This window comes from Variovorax sp. GW823-FHT04B03, from assembly GCF_058796495.1.
On record NZ_JBXAIT010000009.1, the window covers coordinates 1 to 15,818 of the forward strand.

Genomic DNA, 15,818 nt, shown 5'->3' on the forward strand with positions numbered 1-15,818 from the left:
CACGCCCGAGAAAAAGAACAGAGACTTCCCATGCCCCACCCCAAGTTCTGCCAGGCCTGCGCCACCCCGCTCGAATGGATCGCGTTGATGGAAGACGGCGGTCCCAAGGAGCGCCTGCGCTGCCCCAACTGCGGCCACACGCACTGGAACAACCCCACGCCCGTGCTGGCGGCCATCGTCGAGTACCGCGGCCAGGTGCTGCTGGCGCGCAATGCGGCCTGGCCGGGCAAGATGTTCGCGCTCATCACCGGCTTCATGGAGGCCGGCGAGACGCCCGAGGAGGGCATCGCGCGCGAGGTCAAGGAAGAAACCAACCTGGACGTCAGCGCCGCCAAGCTCGTCGGGGCCTACGACTTCCAGCGCATGAACCAGATCATCATCGCGTACCACGTGGTGGCCGACGGCGAGGTGAAGCTCTCGCCCGAGCTGGTGGACTACCGCCTCTACGACCTGCCCGACCTGCGTTGCTGGCCCGCCGGCACCGGCTATGCGCTGGCCGACTGGCTGCGCACGCGCGGCCACGAGCCGGTGTTCTTCACTGCGGCCGAGAACGAAGAGCGTCGCCGCGGCCTGAACCTGCCGCCGGAGCCTGGCAATGCAAGTTGACCGCGAAATCGACACGCGCGGCCTCAACTGCCCGCTGCCGATCCTGAAGGCGAAAAAATCGCTCAACGACATGGCGAGCGGCCAGCTGCTGAAGGTGGTGTCGACCGACCCGGGCTCGGTGCGCGACTTTCAGGCCTTTGCGCGCCAGACCGGCAACGAACTGGTGGCGCAGGAGACCGTGGGCAGCGACTTCATCCACGTGCTGAAGCGGCGCTAGCGTCGGCAACCGGCAAAAGAAAAAGGGGCCTCGCGGCCCCTTTTGTTTTCAGCGCTTTGCAGCGCCCTCAGAGCTTCAGGCTCTTGAGGTACTCGCGGAACTGCGCGCCCACTTCAGGGTGCGCCAGCGCCAGCTCCACCGAGGCCTGCAGGAAGCCTTCCTTGCTGCCGCAGTCGTAGCGGATGCCCTTGTACGAGTAGGCGTAGACCGATTCCTTCTTCATCAGCGCGGCGATGCCGTCGGTCAGCTGGATCTCGCCGCCCGCGCCCTTGGGCTGGTTGCGGATCTCGTCGAACACGCCGGGCGTGAGGATGTAGCGGCCGGCCACGCCCAGGCGCGAGGGCGCGTCTTCGGGCTTGGGCTTCTCGACCATGCGGTTGACTTTCACGAGGCCGTCTTCCACGTTCTCGCCGGCCACGATGCCGTAGCGCTTGACGTGCTCCAGAGGCACCTCTTGCACGGCCAGCACCGAGGCGCCCAGGCGCGCGAAGACTTCGGTCATCTGCGCCAGCACCGGCTGGCCACCGACAGGGCCGACCATCAGGTCGTCCGCCAGCAGCACGGCGAAGGGCTCGTTGCCCACGAGGTGCTCGGCACACAGCACGGCGTGGCCCAGGCCCAGCATGCGCGGCTGGCGCACGTACGAGCAGGTCATGTCGTCGGGCGACACCGAACGGGCGATTTCAAGCAGCGCGTCCTTGCCGCTGGCTTCGAGCTGGCTTTCGAGCTCGTAGGCGGTGTCGTAGTGGTCTTCGATCGCGCGCTTGTTGCGCCCGGTCACAAAAATCATGTCGCGGATGCCCGCGGCATAGGCTTCTTCGACGGCGTACTGGATCAGCGGCTTGTCGACGACTGGCAGCATTTCCTTCGGCTGGGCCTTGGTGGCCGGCAGAAAGCGGGTGCCGAAGCCTGCAACAGGGAATACGGCCTTGCGGATGCGCGTCGGGGAAGAAGTGGACATGGGCAGTTCAGTGTCGTTGGATGCAGGAAAAAGGAGAGGGATGAGGATGGTGACAGCGCGAAGCCGATGACCAAATCCTAGTCCCCCACCCGGGCCGCGTCTGTCAGCCGAGGCGCACAAGCTGGTCGCGCAGGCGCTCCAGCGTGGCGGTGAAATCGACCAGGCGCGTGCGCTCCTGTTCGATCACGGCGGGCGGCGCCTTGGCCACGAAGGCCTCGTTGCCGAGCTTGCCGTGCACCTTGGCGATCTCGCCCTCGATGCGTGCAATTTCCTTGCCGATGCGCAGCTTCTCGGCCGCCTTGTCGATCTCCATGTGCAGGCACAGGCGCGCCGCGCCCACCACCGCCACGGGCGCCGCTTCGGCGGCAGCCTGCCACGAGGCCTCGTCGTCGAACACCTTCACTTCCTTGAGCTTGGCCAGCGCCTGCAGCACCGGGGCCGCGTCGCGCAGGAAGGCCGCGCCCTCGGCGTCGTCGGCCACCGCGTACAGCGGCAGGCGCGTGGCGGGCGACACGTTCATCTCGCCGCGCAGCGTGCGGCAGGCGTCGACCAGCGCCTTCAGGCGCGCCACATGCGCCTCGGCGGCTTCGTCGATCTTCTCCGGCTGGCTCTGCGGGTAGGCCGCGATCATGATCGACGCGCCTTCGCGGCCCGCGACCTTCGACACCTTCTGCCACAGCTCTTCGGTGATGAACGGAATGATCGGGTGCGCCAGGCGCAGCAGCGCCTCGAGCACGCGGATCAGCGTGCGGCGCGTGGCGCGCTTTTGCGCGTCGTCGCCGGTCTGGATCTGCACCTTGGCGATCTCGAGGTACCAGTCGCAGAACTCGTCCCAGGCGAACTGGTAGATCGCGTTGGCCACGTTGTCCAGGCGGTATTCCTCGAAGCCCTTGGCCACTTCGGCCTCGACGCGCTGCAGCTGCGAGACGATCCAGAAGTCGGCGCGGCTGAACTTCAGGTAGCCGTGCGCCTTGCCGCCGACCTGGCAGTCTTCCTTGGTGTGCTCCAGCAGGCCGCAGTCCTGGCCTTCGCAGTTCATCAGCACGAAGCGCGTGGCGTTCCACAGCTTGTTGCAGAAGTTGCGATAGCCCTCGCAGCGCTTCGAGTCGAAGTTGATGCTGCGGCCGAGCGAAGCCAGCGAAGCGAAGGTGAAGCGCAGCGCATCGGCGCCGAAGGCCGGAATGCCCTCCGGGAATTCCTTCTGCGTGTTCTTGCGCACCGCCGGTGCGGTCTCGGGCTTGCGCAGGCCTTGGGTGCGCTTGTCGAGCAGCGCGGGCAGCTCGATGCCGTCGATCAGGTCGACCGGGTCGAGCACGTTGCCTTCCGACTTGCTCATCTTCTTGCCCTGGGCGTCGCGCACCAGGCCGTGGATGTACACGTCCTTGAACGGCACAGTGCCCATGAAGTGCTTGGTCATCATGATCATCCGGGCGACCCAGAAGAAGATGATGTCGTAGCCCGTCACGAGCACGGTCGAAGGCAGGTACAGCGCCAGGTCCTGCGTCTTCTCGGGCCAGCCCAGCGACGAGAAGGGCACCAGCGCCGACGAGTACCAGGTGTCGAGCACGTCTTCGTCGCGCGTGAGCGTCTTGCCCGGTGCCTTGGCCTGCGCCTCGGCTTCGGTCTCGGCCACGTACACCTTGCCGTCTTCGTCGTACCAGGCGGGAATCTGGTGGCCCCACCAGAGCTGGCGCGAAATCGTCCAGTCCTGGATGTTCTCCATCCAGTGGTTGTAGGTGTTGACCCAGTTCTCGGGCACGAAGCGCACTTCGCCCGACTTCACGACGTCGATGGCCTTCTGCGCGATCGACTGGCCGTCGGCACCGGGGCGCGTCATGGCCACGTACCACTGGTCGGTGAGCATGGGCTCGACGACGGCGCCCGAGCGCGCGCAGCGCGGCACCATGAGGCGGTGCTTCTTCACCTCGACCAGCAGGCCGAGCGCCTCCAGGTCGGCCACGATGGCCTTGCGCGCCACGAAGCGGTCCATGCCGCGGTATTTTTCAGGCGCGTTGTCGTTGATGGTCGCGTCCAGCGTCAGGATGCCGATCACCTCGAGCTTGTGACGCTGGCCCACGGCATAGTCGTTGTAGTCGTGCGCGGGCGTCACCTTGACCACGCCGGTGCCGAATTCCTTGTCGACGTAGTCGTCGGCAATGATGGGAATCAGCCGGTCCACCAGCGGCAGCTTCACGCGCTGGCCGATCAGGTGCTTGTAGCGCTCGTCTTCGGGGTGGACCATCACGGCCGTGTCGCCGAGCATGGTCTCGGGGCGCGTGGTGGCCACCGTGAGCGTGCCGCTGCCGTCTTCCAGCGGGTAGGCGATGTGCCAGAGCGAGCCGTCTTCTTCCTCGCTCTCGACTTCCAGGTCGCTCACCGAGGTCTTGAGCACCGGGTCCCAGTTGCCCAGGCGCTTGCCGCGGTAGATCAGGCCCTCCTCATACAGCTTCACGAAGGTGTGCGTGACCACCTTCGAGAGGTCGTCGTCCATCGTGAAGTACTCGCGGCTCCAGTCGACCGTGTCGCCCATGCGGCGCATCTGCTCGGTGATGGTGCTGCCCGACTTTTCCTTCCACTCCCACACGCGCGCCACGAAATTCTTGCGGCCCAGGTCGTGGCGGCTGACCTTCTGTTCCTGCAGCTGGCGCTCCACCACGATCTGGGTGGCGATGCCCGCGTGGTCGGTGCCCGGCACCCACAGCGTGTTGGCGCCCTTCATGCGGTGGTAGCGCGTGAGGCTGTCCATGATCGTCTGGTTGAACGCATGGCCCATGTGCAGCGTGCCCGTGACGTTGGGCGGCGGCAGCTGGATCGCGAACGACTCGGCGCCTTCCTTGGGCTGCTGCGTGCCGCGGAAGCCCGCCTTGGCGTAGCCGCGCTGCTCCCATTCCGGGCCCCAGTGCGCCTCGATGGCGGCGGGTTCGAACGATTTGGACAGGCTCTCGAGGCCGGGCTGGGAGGTAGGTTCGCTCATGGGGAATGCAAAACGGCACCCTCGGGTGCCGTTGGTGACAGGGTGGGATTGCCCGGGATTTTACCGGGGCGGCCCGGGGAAACCCCAGCCCCACATAATCGACTGATGCTGTTCCTGCTTTCCCCCGCGAAGTCGCTCGACTACGACACCCCCGTCCCCTCCGAAACCCCCGCCACCCAACCCCATTTCGAAGCCCCGCGCGGCCCCTCGGTCGAACTCATCAAGCTCTTGCGCGAGAAGTCGCCCCAGGACATCGCCGAGCTGATGCACCTGTCGGACAAGCTCTCGGCCCTCAACGTGGCCCGCTACGCCGCCTGGTCGTCCAAGAGCACCGACAAGAACGCCCGCCAGGCCGCCTTCGCCTTCGACGGCGACGTCTACGGCGGTTTCGACGCCCGCAGCCTCACGCCCGCCCAGCTTGCCTGGGCCCAGGACCATGTGGGCATCCTGAGCGGCCTGTACGGCCTGCTGCGCCCGCTGGACCGCCTGCAGCCCTACCGGCTCGAAATGGGCACCGCGCTGGCCAACCGCCACGGCAAGGACCTGTACGCCTTCTGGGGCTCGCGCATCGCCGAGCACCTGAACGAGCGCCTGGCGGCCGACCGCACGCCGGTCGTCATCAACGTCGCCTCGCAGGAGTACTTCAAGTCGGTCGACCAGAAGGTGCTCAAGGCGCGCGTGGTCGAATGCGTGTTCCAGGAGTGGAAGGGCGACAAGTACAAGATCGTGAGCTTCTTCGCCAAGCGCGCCCGCGGCCTGCTGGCGCGCTGGGCCGTGCTGCACCAGGCGGCCACGCCCAAGGCGCTGGAAAAATTCGACCTCGAGGGTTATGGTTTCGACGCCGATGTGTCGACAGCCGAAAGGCTGGTGTTCAGAAGAAAGCTAGCATGACCCCCAGGCTGCGCGCACTTCGTGTCGCTTCGCCAACCCCCTTCCAGGGGGCAACACCAGCGGCCCGGCAAAGCCGGTTCCGCGGTGTTTCTGGCGAAGAACTGCGTGGAGTCATGTGTTGCGGGTCTCATTGCAGAGTGGAGGAGCACTGACATGTCCCAAGCGATCAGTCCGGAACTGCGCGAATGGCTGGTGGCCCAGCTCGCGGCCGGCCATTCGGTGCCCGCGTTGCGCATGTCGATGCGGGCGGCCGGCTGGCAGGATGCCGCCACCGACCTCGCGTTGGCCCAGCTGGAGGCCGGTTTCCCCGATGTCGAGGCGGCCCTGGCGCCGACCCGCACCGAGATGCCCGGCCCCGACCTGGACGGCGCGCCGCTGTACCTCGACGCCGGCGACCGCCGCGTGCAGGTGCTGCAGACCGTGCGGCATCCGCGCGTCGTGGTGTTCGGCAACCTGCTGTCGGTCGAGGAATGCGAAGGCCTGATCGCCGCCGCGCGCGTGCGGCTGGCGCGATCGCTCACCGTCGAGACCCGCACCGGCGGCGAGGTGCTCAACGTCGACCGCACCAGCGACGGCATGTTCTTCGAGCGCGGCGAGAACGAGATCGTCGCGCGCCTCGAACAGCGCCTGGCCATGCTGCTGCGCTGGCCGCTCGAGTACGGCGAGGGCCTGCAGATCCTGCGCTACGCGCCCGGCGCGCAGTACCGCCCGCACTACGACTACTTCGACCCGCACGAGCCCGGCACGCCCACCATCCTCAAGCGCGGCGGCCAGCGCGTGGCCACGCTCGTGATGTACCTGCAGGAGCCCGAGCAGGGCGGCGCCACCACCTTCCCCGACATCGGGCTCGAAGTGGCCCCGGTGCGTGGCACCGGCGTCTTCTTCAGCTACGACCGGCCCGACCCCGCCACCCGCACGCTGCACGGCGGCGCGCCGGTGCTCGCGGGCGAGAAATGGGTCGCCACCAAGTGGCTGCGCGAGCGCGAGTTCAAGTAAAAAGAAAAACAAGGACCCGATGAAAGTCACCGCCAACGGCCTGCAGATCGAAGTCGACGACACCGGCGGCGAAGGGCGCCCCGTCATCCTGCTGATCATGGGGCTGGGCATGCAGCTGGTCGCGTGGCCCGACGGCTTCGTGCAGCAGCTGGTCGATGCGGGCTTTCGCGTGGTGCGCCACGACAACCGCGACATCGGCCTGAGCCAGGGCTTTGACCACCTCGGCATCGGCAACCTCGTGTGGGAAACCATCCGCCACCGCATCGGACTGAAGGTGCGCAGCGCCTACACGCTGCAGGACATGGCGCTCGATTCGCTCGGCGTGCTCGACGCGCTGGGCATTGCCCGCGCCCACATCGTCGGCGCCTCGATGGGCGGCATGATCGCCCAGCGCATCGCCGCCACCGCGCCCGAGCGCACTGCCAGCCTCGTGAGCATCATGAGCTCCAGCGGCGCGCGCGGCCTGCCGGGCCCGCGCCGCGAGGTCGGGGCCATGCTCATGCGGCGCCCGCGCAGCCACGACGAGGCCGCGCTGGTCGCGCACAGCATCAAGCTGCTGCGGCTCATCCAGAGCCCGGCCTACCCGCAGACCGACGAGCAACTGGCCACGCGCCTCACCTTCAGCATGCGCCGCGCCTACCACCCGGCCGGCCTGATGCGCCAGATGCTCGCCATCGGCGCCGACGACGACCGCCCGCAGGTGCTGGCGCGCATCCAGCGCCCGACGCTGGTGCTGCACGGCGACGCCGACGCGCTCGTGCCCATCGCCTGCGGCCGCGATTCGGCGCAGCGCATTCCTGGGGCGACCTTCATCGCCGTGCCCGGCATGGGCCACGACCTGCCGCCCGAGGTCTGCACGATCCTCGCCCACCACATCGCTCCGTTCGCACACGCGGCGGATGCCGGAACCGCCCCATGAGCCACGACCCGACCAACCCCAACACGAACCCCAACACCCCCGAACAGTCGCAGCTCGGCCGCGCCTCGGCCTACGCCGACACCTACGACCCGTCGCTGCTGTTCCCCATCGCACGCACCACGCAGCGCGAAGCCATGGGCATCCAGGCCGGCGCCTTGCCTTTCTTCGGCGCCGACCTCTGGACCGCGTTCGAGCTGAGCTGGCTGAACCCGCGCGGCAAGCCGCAGGTGGCCATCGCGCACTTCACCATTCCCTGCGAAACGCCCAACATCATCGAGAGCAAGTCGTTCAAGCTGTACCTCAACAGCTTCAACAACAGCACCTTCGCCAGCATCGATGCCGTGCGCGAGCACCTGCGCACCGACCTCTCCGAAGCCGCATGGCGCGGCAGCGACCAGTCGGCCGGCATCGGCGTGAAGCTGCTCACGCCCGACCTGTTCGACCGCGAGCCCGTGCACGAGATCGACGGCCTGGACCTCGACCGCCTCGACATCGAATGCACCCACTACCAGCCCGCGCCCGAGCTGCTGAGCAGCGACACGACGCAGGTGCACGTGAACGAGACCCTCACCAGCCGGCTTCTGAAGAGCAACTGCCTCGTCACCGGCCAGCCCGACTGGGGCAGCGTGCAGATCCGCTACAGCGGCCCGCCCATCGACCAGGCCGGCCTGCTGGCGTACATCGTGAGCTTTCGCAACCACAACGAATTCCACGAGCCCTGCGCCGAACGCATGTTCACGGACATCTGGCGCCAGTGCCAGCCGACCAAGCTCGCGGTGTATGCGCGCTACACGCGGCGCGGCGGGCTGGACATCAACCCGTTCCGCACGAGCTGGCCGCAGGCGCTGCCGGCGAACATCCGTACGGCGCGGCAGTAACGGCCACCCGCGGGCGGTCGCGCGCTGCCGCCGCTTAAGCCCCTCTTCGGAATTCCTGAACTCGCAGGCGGCCCCCTGTGGCATTCTGAAATTCCCCCGCGAACTCGCGGGCGAACGAACATCCGAAGCAGAGGCAAGACACATGGTTGAAGGCAAAGTGATCGTCGTCACCGGCGCGGGCGGCGGCATCGGGCGCGACATTGCGCTCGCGATGGCGCGGCATGGCGCGAAGGTGGTGGTCAACGACATCGGCGCGGGGCTCGATGGGGCGGGCGGCAGTGCCGGGCCGGCGCAGCAGGTGGTCGAGGAAATCCGCGCGGCAGGTGGCGAGGCGGTGCCCAACACCGACAGCGTGGCCGATGCCGCGAGCGCCGGGCGCATCGTGGAATGTGCGGTCGACAGCTTCGGGCGCATCGATGCGGTGGTGAACAACGCGGGCATCCTGCGCGACCGGTTCTTCCACAAGATGTCGGTCGACGAGTGGGACGCGGTGATCAAGGTGCACCTGTACGGCGCCTACTTCGTGAGCCGCGCGGCCGCGACGCACTTCAAGGAACAGAATTCGGGCGCGCTGGTGCACATGACCTCCACCTCGGGCCTGATCGGCAACTTCGGCCAGGCCAACTACGCGGCGGCCAAGCTCGGCATCGCGGCGCTGTCGAAGTCCATCGCGCTGGACATGCTCAAGTTCAACGTGCGCTCCAACTGCATCGCGCCCTTCGCCTGGAGCCGCATGATCGGCGCCATTCCCACCGACACCGACGAGCAGCGCGCCCGCGTCGACAAGATCAAGCAGATGACGCCCGCCAAGGTGGCGCCGCTCGCGGTGTACCTGGCGAGCGATGCGGCGGCGGCCGTGAACGGGCAGATCTTCTCGGTGCGCAACAACGAGATCTCGCTCATCAGCCAGCCGCGCCCGGTGCGCTCCATACACCGCTCCGAAGGCTGGACGCCCGAGAGCATCGCCGAGCACGCCATGCCCGCGATGCGCGCCAGTTTCTTCCCGCTGGACCGCTCGGCCGACGTGTTCAGCTGGGACCCGGTCTGAAGACATGAGGGCATGAGGACAAACCCGCAAGCGGCTGCAGGCGACGCCGTTCGCCGGACAATGCGCGTTCCTCCCGCTTCCTTCGTGCCTGCCCGGTGAACCTGCACTTCGACCTGTTCGACCTGAAACTGTTCGTCTACGTGGCGGACGCGCGCAGCCTCACGCGCGGCGCCGAGAAGGCCTGCATCTCGCTGGCCGCCGCGTCCACGCGCATCAAGCAGATGGAAGAGGCGGTGGGCGGCAAGCTGCTGCACCGCAGTGCGCAGGGTGTGAGCCTCACAGCGGCAGGGCAGGCGGTGCTGTACCACGCCAAGCGCGTGATGCAGCAGATGGAGCACCTGCGCTGCGACATGCAGGACTTCGGCAAGGGCATCAAGGGCCATGTGCGCGTGTTCGCCAACACCACCTCGATCACCGAGTACCTGCCGCAGAAGCTCGCGGGTTTTCTCACGCAGCATCCAGCCGTGCAGGTCGACCTGCGCGAATACCTGAGCGAAGAAATCGTGCGCGCCGTGGCCGACGGCGAGGCCGACATCGGCATCCTCGCGGGCGACGTGCACACCGGCGAGTTCGATGCGCGCCCGTTCGGGCGCAACCAACTCGTGCTGGTGGTGCCGCCCACGCACCCGCTGGCGGGCGCGTCGTCGGTGGCCTTTGCCGACACGCTCGATGAGCAGCACGTGGGCCTGCACCACGGCAGCGCGATCCACCGCTTTCTGCAGCGCCGCGCCGAACTCGCGGGGCGTGGCTTCAACCCGCGCATCCAGGTGAGCAGCTTCGAGGCCATCTGCCTGATGATCGAAGCGGGCGTGGGCGTCGGCGTGCTGCCGTCGTCGTCGGCGCACCGGCTGTCGATGGCCATGCGCATCTCGACCGTGGCGCTCAGCGACGCATGGGCCGAACGCGAGCTCAAGCTCATCGCGCGCAACCGCGAGCAGTTGCCGGCCTCCGCGCGCGAGCTGTTCGACCACCTCACCCTGGTCTGAGGCACGACGGGCCATGTCCGCCGACCTGAAATCGCTGCGCCTGTTCGTGGCCGTGTCCGACCACGGCAGCATCAGCGAAGGCGCCAAGCGCTGCCACATCGCGCTGGCCGCCGCCAGCAAGCGCATCTCCGACCTCGAAGCCCGCGCCCGGCTGCCGCTGCTGGTGCGCCATGCGCGCGGCGTCACGCTCACCTCGGCCGGCCATGGGCTTCTCCTGCATGCGCGCGCCGTGCTCTCGGCCATGGACCGGCTCGGCGCCGAGCTCGACGATTTCCAGAACGGCGTGGCGGGCGTGGTCAGCATCACGGCCAATGCCTCGACCATCGCGCAGTTCTTGCCGGCGCAGATCGGTTCGTTCCTGCGCCTGCATCCGGTGCTCAAGATCGACCTGCAGGAGCGCGCCAGCACCGAGGTGGTGAAGGCCGTGCAGGCCGGCCTCGCCGACATCGGCGTGATCGAGGGCCAGACGCCCGCCGACGGCCTCGAATGCCTGCCCTACCGCACCGACGAGCTGGCCGTGGTGGTCGCGCGCGACCACCCGCTGGCGCGCCGCAAGCGCATCGACGTGCAGGAGGTGCTGCGTCACGACCATATCGTGGTGCGCGAAGGCACGGCGCTGCACCGCGTGCTGCTGGCCGCCGCGCTCGAGGCCCAGGTGCCGCTCAAGGTGCGCATGCAGGTGGGCAGCTTCGACATGGTCTGCCGCATGGTGGAGCAGGGCGTGGGCATCGGCGTGCTGCCCTATGCGGCCATCCTGCCGCAGCTGCAGATCCTCAAGCTGCGCTGCCTCAAGCTCGATGCGCCCTGGGCGCTACGCCGCCACCTGCTGTGCGTGCGCCGCCAGCAGGAGCTCACGGCCGCCGCGCGCTCGGTGCTCGAACACCTCGGCCGTCCCGACTGAGCTGAGGCCATCGGGCGGCGAGCCTTCGCGTCGCGCGAAGGCTCGAACTCGCCAAAAACGAATTGTTCTCCTGCGGCCCTCGCGCAAAGATGCGGGCACACCAAAGGAGACACCCTTGAAGATCATCCGCGTCAGCGCCACGCCGCTGAACATTCCCGTGACCATCGACGTGGTCGGCCTGAACAAGCAGACCTCGCTGTCGCTGTGCCTCACCGAGATCGAAACCGACACCGGCCTCGTCGGCCACGGCATGACGGCCATCACTGAAGAAGAGATCATTGCCGCCGCCGTGCGCGAAGTGGCCGGCCCCGCGCTGATCGGCGAAGACCCGATGGCCACCGAGCGCCTGTGGGAGAAGCTCTACTGGCTGCTCTCGCCGCGCGGCCAGACCGGCTACGCGAGCCACGCCATCGCCGCGCTCGACATCGCGCTGTGGGACTTGAAGGGCAAGGCATTGGGCCAGCCGCTGTGGCGCCTGTTCGGCGGCGCGCGCGCCAAGGTGCCGGTGTACGCCACCTTCGGCTTCGGCTTCTTCGAGCGCGACCAGCTCGCCGCCGCCGCCAAGCTGTGGGTGTCGCAGGGCTTCCAGCGCCTGAAGATGACCGTGGGCAACCACGCGCTGGCGCGCCGCGACGAGCCGCGCCCGCTCGACGAGGTCATTGCCGAAGACGTGCGCCGCGTGGCCGCCGTGCGCGAGGCCGTGGGCCCCGACGTCAAGCTGTACGTCGACGCCAACTGCGGCCTCGACCTGTTCCATGCCACCGAACTCGCGCACCGCATCGAGCCCTACGGCATCAGCTTTTTCGAGGAGCCGCTCACGCAGAACGACGTGCGCCAGATGGCCCAGCTGCGCGCACGCACGCGCATTCCGCTGGCCTGCGGGCAGAACGAGGGCCTGGCCTTCCGCTTTCGCGACCTGCTGGTGAACCAGGCGGCCGACGTGCTGCAGCCCAACGTGACCATCTCGGGCGGCTATTCGCAGTGCCTGAAGATCGCGGGCATGGCCGCGGCCTTCAACGTGCCCATCGACAACGGCGGCGCCTGGCCCTTCCACAACATGCACCTGCACGCGGGCGTGTCCAACGGCGGGCTGGTCGAGTACCACTACGTCGCGGTGCAGATGCTCAAGCAGATCTTCGACGGCCTGCCCGTGCCCGACCAGGGCTGGCTCACGCTGCCCGAAGCGCCGGGGCTGGGCTTCACGCCCAATGCCGAGCGCGTGCGCGAGCTCGCGAAGCTGCCGACCTCGCACGGGAAAGGCAAGGCCTGAGCGCCACCCGACGACACTTCCGACCACGCCCAGGCCGCGCAGACGGCCGGCGCATCCCGACCACCACGGAGACAAAATGAACGACAGAAGAACAGACGCCATGCGGCCATCGCGCCGGCATGCCCTGCAGGCCGCCCTGGCCCTGGCCGGCCTGCTGGCCGCCGCACCCGCCGCGTGGGCGCAGAAGTTTCCCGACAAGCCCATCCGCATCGTCGTCGGCTACTCGGCCGGCGGCGGTGTCGACGCGGTGGCGCGCATGCTCAGCGCGCGCCTGCCCGCGGTGCTGGGCCAGCAGGTGCTGGTCGAGAACCGCACCGGCGCCACCGGCCTCATCGCGGCCGACCTCGTCGCCAAGGCACCGCCCGACGGCTACACGCTGATGATGGGCGACAGCGCCTTGCTCATCGCCAAGCTGCTGCAGCCGAAGATCGCGATCGATCCGCTGACCAGCTTCAAGCCCGTGGCCGGCGCCTTCGTGTCGCCGCTGATGATCGTCGCGGGTAACGACTTTCCCGCCAAGACGCCCGCCGAGCTCGTCAAGGAACTCAAGGCGCATCCGGGCCGCTATTCCTACGCGTCGTCGGGCGTGGGCACCGTGCAGCACCTGGGCTTCGAGATGCTCAAGCAATCCACCAGCGCGTTCGTGGTGCATGTGCCGTACCGGGGTGCGGCGCAGATCGTGCCCGACGTGGTCGGCGGCCAGGTGCCACTGGGCGTGGTGAGCGCCACCGCCGCGATGGCGCAGTCGAAGGCCGGCAAGCTGCGCGCGCTCGCGCTGTTGAACAACGCCAAGCTCGAAGGCGCCGAAGGCGTGGCGCCGCTGGCCGAGGCGCTGCCCGGCTTCGACGTCGCGCCGCGCATCTTCCTGCTCGCACCGGCGGGCACGCCCAACGACGTGGTCGACAAGCTCTCGGCCGCCGTGAAGACCGTGCTCGATATGCCCGAGACGGGCACGGCCGCCGCCGCCCAAGGCACGCTGCGCGCCTACGCCACGCCGGCCCAGCTGGGCAAGGACATGGCGGAGGAAACGACGCGATGGAAACGCATCATCACGGACCAGCGCATCGTGGCGGAGGGGAACTGAGGTGACACAGCCCCATCTCGGCCTCATCGTTCCGCCCGCAGCCGGCGCCGTGCCGGTCGACGGCCCGCTGCTCTACGGCGACCGCATCCGCTTCAGTGCCAAGGGCCTGGGCCTCGGCGAAATCTCCACGCGCGGCTACACCGAGGTGATCGACTCGGTCATCGGCAAGGCGCTGGCGCTGAAGGAAGAGGGCGCGAGCGCCGTCTCCCTCATGGGCACCTCGCTGAGCTTCTTTCGCGGCGTTGCCTTCACCCGCCAATTGAAGCGCGAGATGGCGCAGGCCACGGGCCTGCCCTGCACGACGATGAGCGACGCCATCCTCGCGGGCCTGCGCCACCTGAAGGTGCGGCGCGTGGCCGTCGCCACCGCCTACATCGACGAGGTCAACACGCAGCTGCGCACCTACCTCGAACAGAGCGACTTCGAACCGCTCGCGCTCGAAGGCCTGGCCATCTCCGACGTGCAGGCCGTGGGCCAGGTGTCGACCGAGGTGCTGGTCGACCTGTGCCTGAAGGTGTTCGAAGACCAGCCCGGCGCCGACGGCCTCCTGATCTCGTGCGGCGGCCTCGTCACGCTCGATGCCGTGCGCGAGGTCGAGGCGCGCCTGCGGGTGCCCGTGGTGTCCAGTTCGCCCGCGGGCTTCTGGGACCTCGTGCGCACCGCCGGGCTCGATGCGCGCTCGCCGGGGCAGGGCCGGCTGTTCGCCTGAACGGCCTCAGCCGAGCCAGCGCCCCACGCGGGCCGTGCCGGCCAGCTGCCAGACGCGCTCGCACAGCGCCTTCGCTTCGTCGGCCGTCGCGCCTTCGCCGTAGTGCGCCAGGCGCTGCATCTTGTCCTCGATCTCGGCGCGGCTCAGGCTGTTGCCGGGGTCGCCCTTGGGCTCGTCGACGCGGCCGGCCAGCGTGCGGCCGTCGGCCGTGTGCACACTGACCTTGCCGATCCAGCGCGCGGGGTAGGCGGTGTCGACTTCGTCGTCCAGCGCCATCGTCACCTTCTCGCGGAAGGCCGAGACCTCGGGCGAGAGAAAGTCGCGGTCGAACTCGCCCAGGCCCGCGCGACCGTGCACCGCGATGAGGCCCAGCACCGTGCCCATCGAGAACTTGCCCTGGTGCACCGTGGCGGGCACCGTCACGCGGCCCAGCACGTCGATGGCGCCCTGGTGCACGTGGGTCGTGACCCGGGACACGTCCGCCGGTTGGAGCTTGTTCTGTTCCATCACCTGCAGCAGCGCGTCGGCGGCCGGGTGCGTGTGGCGGCAGGAGGCGTGGTACTTGAACGAGGTCTCGGCCAGCGTCCAGCGCGTGCCCAGGCCGTCGGTGAGCTTGGCCGGATCGGCGTCGCTCGACATGCCCACGCCCAGCCCCTGCGCACCTTCGAGGATCTTCGCCGCGCCCGTGAAGCCGTCCTGCGCGAGGTAGGCCGACATCAACCCGCTGGCCGCCGCGTGCGCGCAGTGCAGCTGCTTCGAGTCGGCCGCGTCGCGCAGGAACTCCCACACACCGGCCGACTGCGTGCCGGCCGAGCCGAAGGCATGCAGCATCTGGTGCGGCGACAGTTCGAGCAGGCGGCCCACCGCCGCGGCCGCCGCGAGCGTGCCCGCCGTCGCCGTGGTGTGGAAGGTGCGGTAGTGCGACCGGCCCAGGAACTCGCCGACGCGGATGCCCACCTCGTAGCCCGCGACCACGGCCGTCAGCAGCTGCGCGCCGCTGGCGCCGAGGCTCTGTGCCACTGCGAGTGCGGGTGCGATGACCACGGCGGCCGGGTGGAACACCGAGCCGTTGTGCACGTCGTCCTGCTCCACGTAGTGCGAGGCCGCCGCGTTGACCAGCGCTGCGAACAGCGGGGAGCTGGTGCGCCGCGAAGTGAGGATTTCGCTCGGGCCGTCGGCGGGGCCCATCATCTGCGCGAAGCGCTCGATGCTGCGTATCGGCCGTGCCGTGCGGGCCGCGAGCACCGAGCCGAGCCAGTCGAGCATCAGGTCTTCGGTGCGGCGCAGCACGGGCGCGGGAATGTCGGCGAACTTCAGCTCGGCCGCGAAGGTCGCGAGCACCTTGCTGGGGTGGTCGATGGCGTTCATGTGAAGTCCT

General features: G+C 68.6%; 15 protein-coding genes. 12 read left to right on the top strand and 3 right to left on the bottom strand.

Annotated features, from left to right (window positions below; genetic code table 11):
• Nucleotides 1-30 precede the first annotated feature (30 nt).
• Both AC1RAD_RS30355 and AC1RAD_RS30360 read left to right on the top strand, forming a co-directional pair.
• Nucleotides 31-606, top strand: a complete 576-nt coding sequence (locus tag AC1RAD_RS30355; RefSeq protein WP_056572274.1) for an NUDIX domain-containing protein — start codon at nucleotides 31-33, stop codon at nucleotides 604-606.
• The gene (locus AC1RAD_RS30360; protein WP_056572272.1) at nucleotides 596-823 is read left to right on the top strand and encodes a sulfurtransferase TusA family protein; all 228 of its coding nucleotides are present in this window, start codon (nucleotides 596-598) and stop codon (nucleotides 821-823) included. The genes AC1RAD_RS30355 and AC1RAD_RS30360 overlap by 11 nt, the downstream gene beginning before the upstream one ends.
• A 67-nt stretch (nucleotides 824-890) precedes the next feature.
• On the opposite strand, the gene galU is transcribed toward AC1RAD_RS30360, so the two are convergent.
• Nucleotides 891-1,784: a UTP--glucose-1-phosphate uridylyltransferase GalU gene (gene galU / locus AC1RAD_RS30365; protein ID WP_070062154.1), complete on the bottom strand. Its 894-nt coding sequence runs from the start codon at nucleotides 1,782-1,784 to the stop codon at nucleotides 891-893.
• A 103-nt stretch (nucleotides 1,785-1,887) separates the two neighbouring features.
• Nucleotides 1,888-4,758, bottom strand: a complete 2,871-nt coding sequence (locus AC1RAD_RS30370; protein ID WP_095948708.1) for a valine--tRNA ligase — start codon at nucleotides 4,756-4,758, stop codon at nucleotides 1,888-1,890.
• A 105-nt stretch (nucleotides 4,759-4,863) separates the two neighbouring features.
• On the opposite strand from AC1RAD_RS30370, the gene yaaA reads away from it, so the two are divergent.
• From yaaA to AC1RAD_RS30420, 10 genes are all read left to right on the top strand, one after another.
• Nucleotides 4,864-5,649, top strand: a complete 786-nt coding sequence (gene yaaA, locus AC1RAD_RS30375; protein WP_492738834.1) for a peroxide stress protein YaaA — start codon at nucleotides 4,864-4,866, stop codon at nucleotides 5,647-5,649.
• 153 nt (nucleotides 5,650-5,802) lie between these two features.
• On the top strand, nucleotides 5,803-6,645 hold the full coding sequence (locus tag AC1RAD_RS30380; RefSeq protein WP_492738836.1) for a 2OG-Fe(II) oxygenase: 843 nt from the start codon (nucleotides 5,803-5,805) through the stop codon (nucleotides 6,643-6,645).
• A 19-nt stretch (nucleotides 6,646-6,664) separates the two neighbouring features.
• The gene (locus AC1RAD_RS30385; protein ID WP_492738837.1) at nucleotides 6,665-7,564 is read left to right on the top strand and encodes an alpha/beta fold hydrolase; all 900 of its coding nucleotides are present in this window, start codon (nucleotides 6,665-6,667) and stop codon (nucleotides 7,562-7,564) included.
• Complete coding sequence (gene queF, locus AC1RAD_RS30390; protein WP_492738839.1) at nucleotides 7,561-8,442, top strand: NADPH-dependent 7-cyano-7-deazaguanine reductase QueF; 882 nt, start codon at nucleotides 7,561-7,563, stop codon at nucleotides 8,440-8,442. Before AC1RAD_RS30385 ends, queF begins: the two co-directional genes overlap by 4 nt.
• A gap of 142 nt (nucleotides 8,443-8,584) precedes the next feature.
• The gene (locus AC1RAD_RS30395; protein WP_062479791.1) at nucleotides 8,585-9,490 is read left to right on the top strand and encodes an SDR family NAD(P)-dependent oxidoreductase; all 906 of its coding nucleotides are present in this window, start codon (nucleotides 8,585-8,587) and stop codon (nucleotides 9,488-9,490) included.
• 95 nt (nucleotides 9,491-9,585) lie between these two features.
• Nucleotides 9,586-10,476 carry a LysR family transcriptional regulator gene (locus AC1RAD_RS30400; protein WP_307586510.1) on the top strand — a complete coding sequence of 297 codons (891 nt, stop codon included), beginning with the start codon at nucleotides 9,586-9,588 and terminating at the stop codon, nucleotides 10,474-10,476.
• A 13-nt stretch (nucleotides 10,477-10,489) separates the two neighbouring features.
• Nucleotides 10,490-11,377: a LysR family transcriptional regulator gene (locus AC1RAD_RS30405; protein ID WP_056572254.1), complete on the top strand. Its 888-nt coding sequence runs from the start codon at nucleotides 10,490-10,492 to the stop codon at nucleotides 11,375-11,377.
• Between the two features lie 115 nt (nucleotides 11,378-11,492).
• Nucleotides 11,493-12,647, top strand: a complete 1,155-nt coding sequence (locus tag AC1RAD_RS30410; RefSeq protein WP_159275556.1) for a mandelate racemase/muconate lactonizing enzyme family protein — start codon at nucleotides 11,493-11,495, stop codon at nucleotides 12,645-12,647.
• Nucleotides 12,648-12,747: 100 nt separating this feature from the next.
• A complete protein-coding gene (locus AC1RAD_RS30415; RefSeq protein WP_492738842.1) occupies nucleotides 12,748-13,731 on the top strand; it encodes a Bug family tripartite tricarboxylate transporter substrate binding protein in 984 nt (327 codons plus the stop codon).
• Nucleotide 13,732: 1 nt separating this feature from the next.
• Nucleotides 13,733-14,440 (top strand): arylmalonate decarboxylase, encoded by a 708-nt coding sequence (locus tag AC1RAD_RS30420; protein WP_492738843.1) that lies wholly within the window; start codon nucleotides 13,733-13,735, stop codon nucleotides 14,438-14,440.
• 6 nt (nucleotides 14,441-14,446) lie between these two features.
• Here AC1RAD_RS30420 and AC1RAD_RS30425 read toward each other — a convergent pair whose 3' ends face one another.
• Nucleotides 14,447-15,808: an MmgE/PrpD family protein gene (locus tag AC1RAD_RS30425; RefSeq protein WP_492738845.1), complete on the bottom strand. Its 1,362-nt coding sequence runs from the start codon at nucleotides 15,806-15,808 to the stop codon at nucleotides 14,447-14,449.
• Nucleotides 15,809-15,818 lie beyond the last annotated feature (10 nt).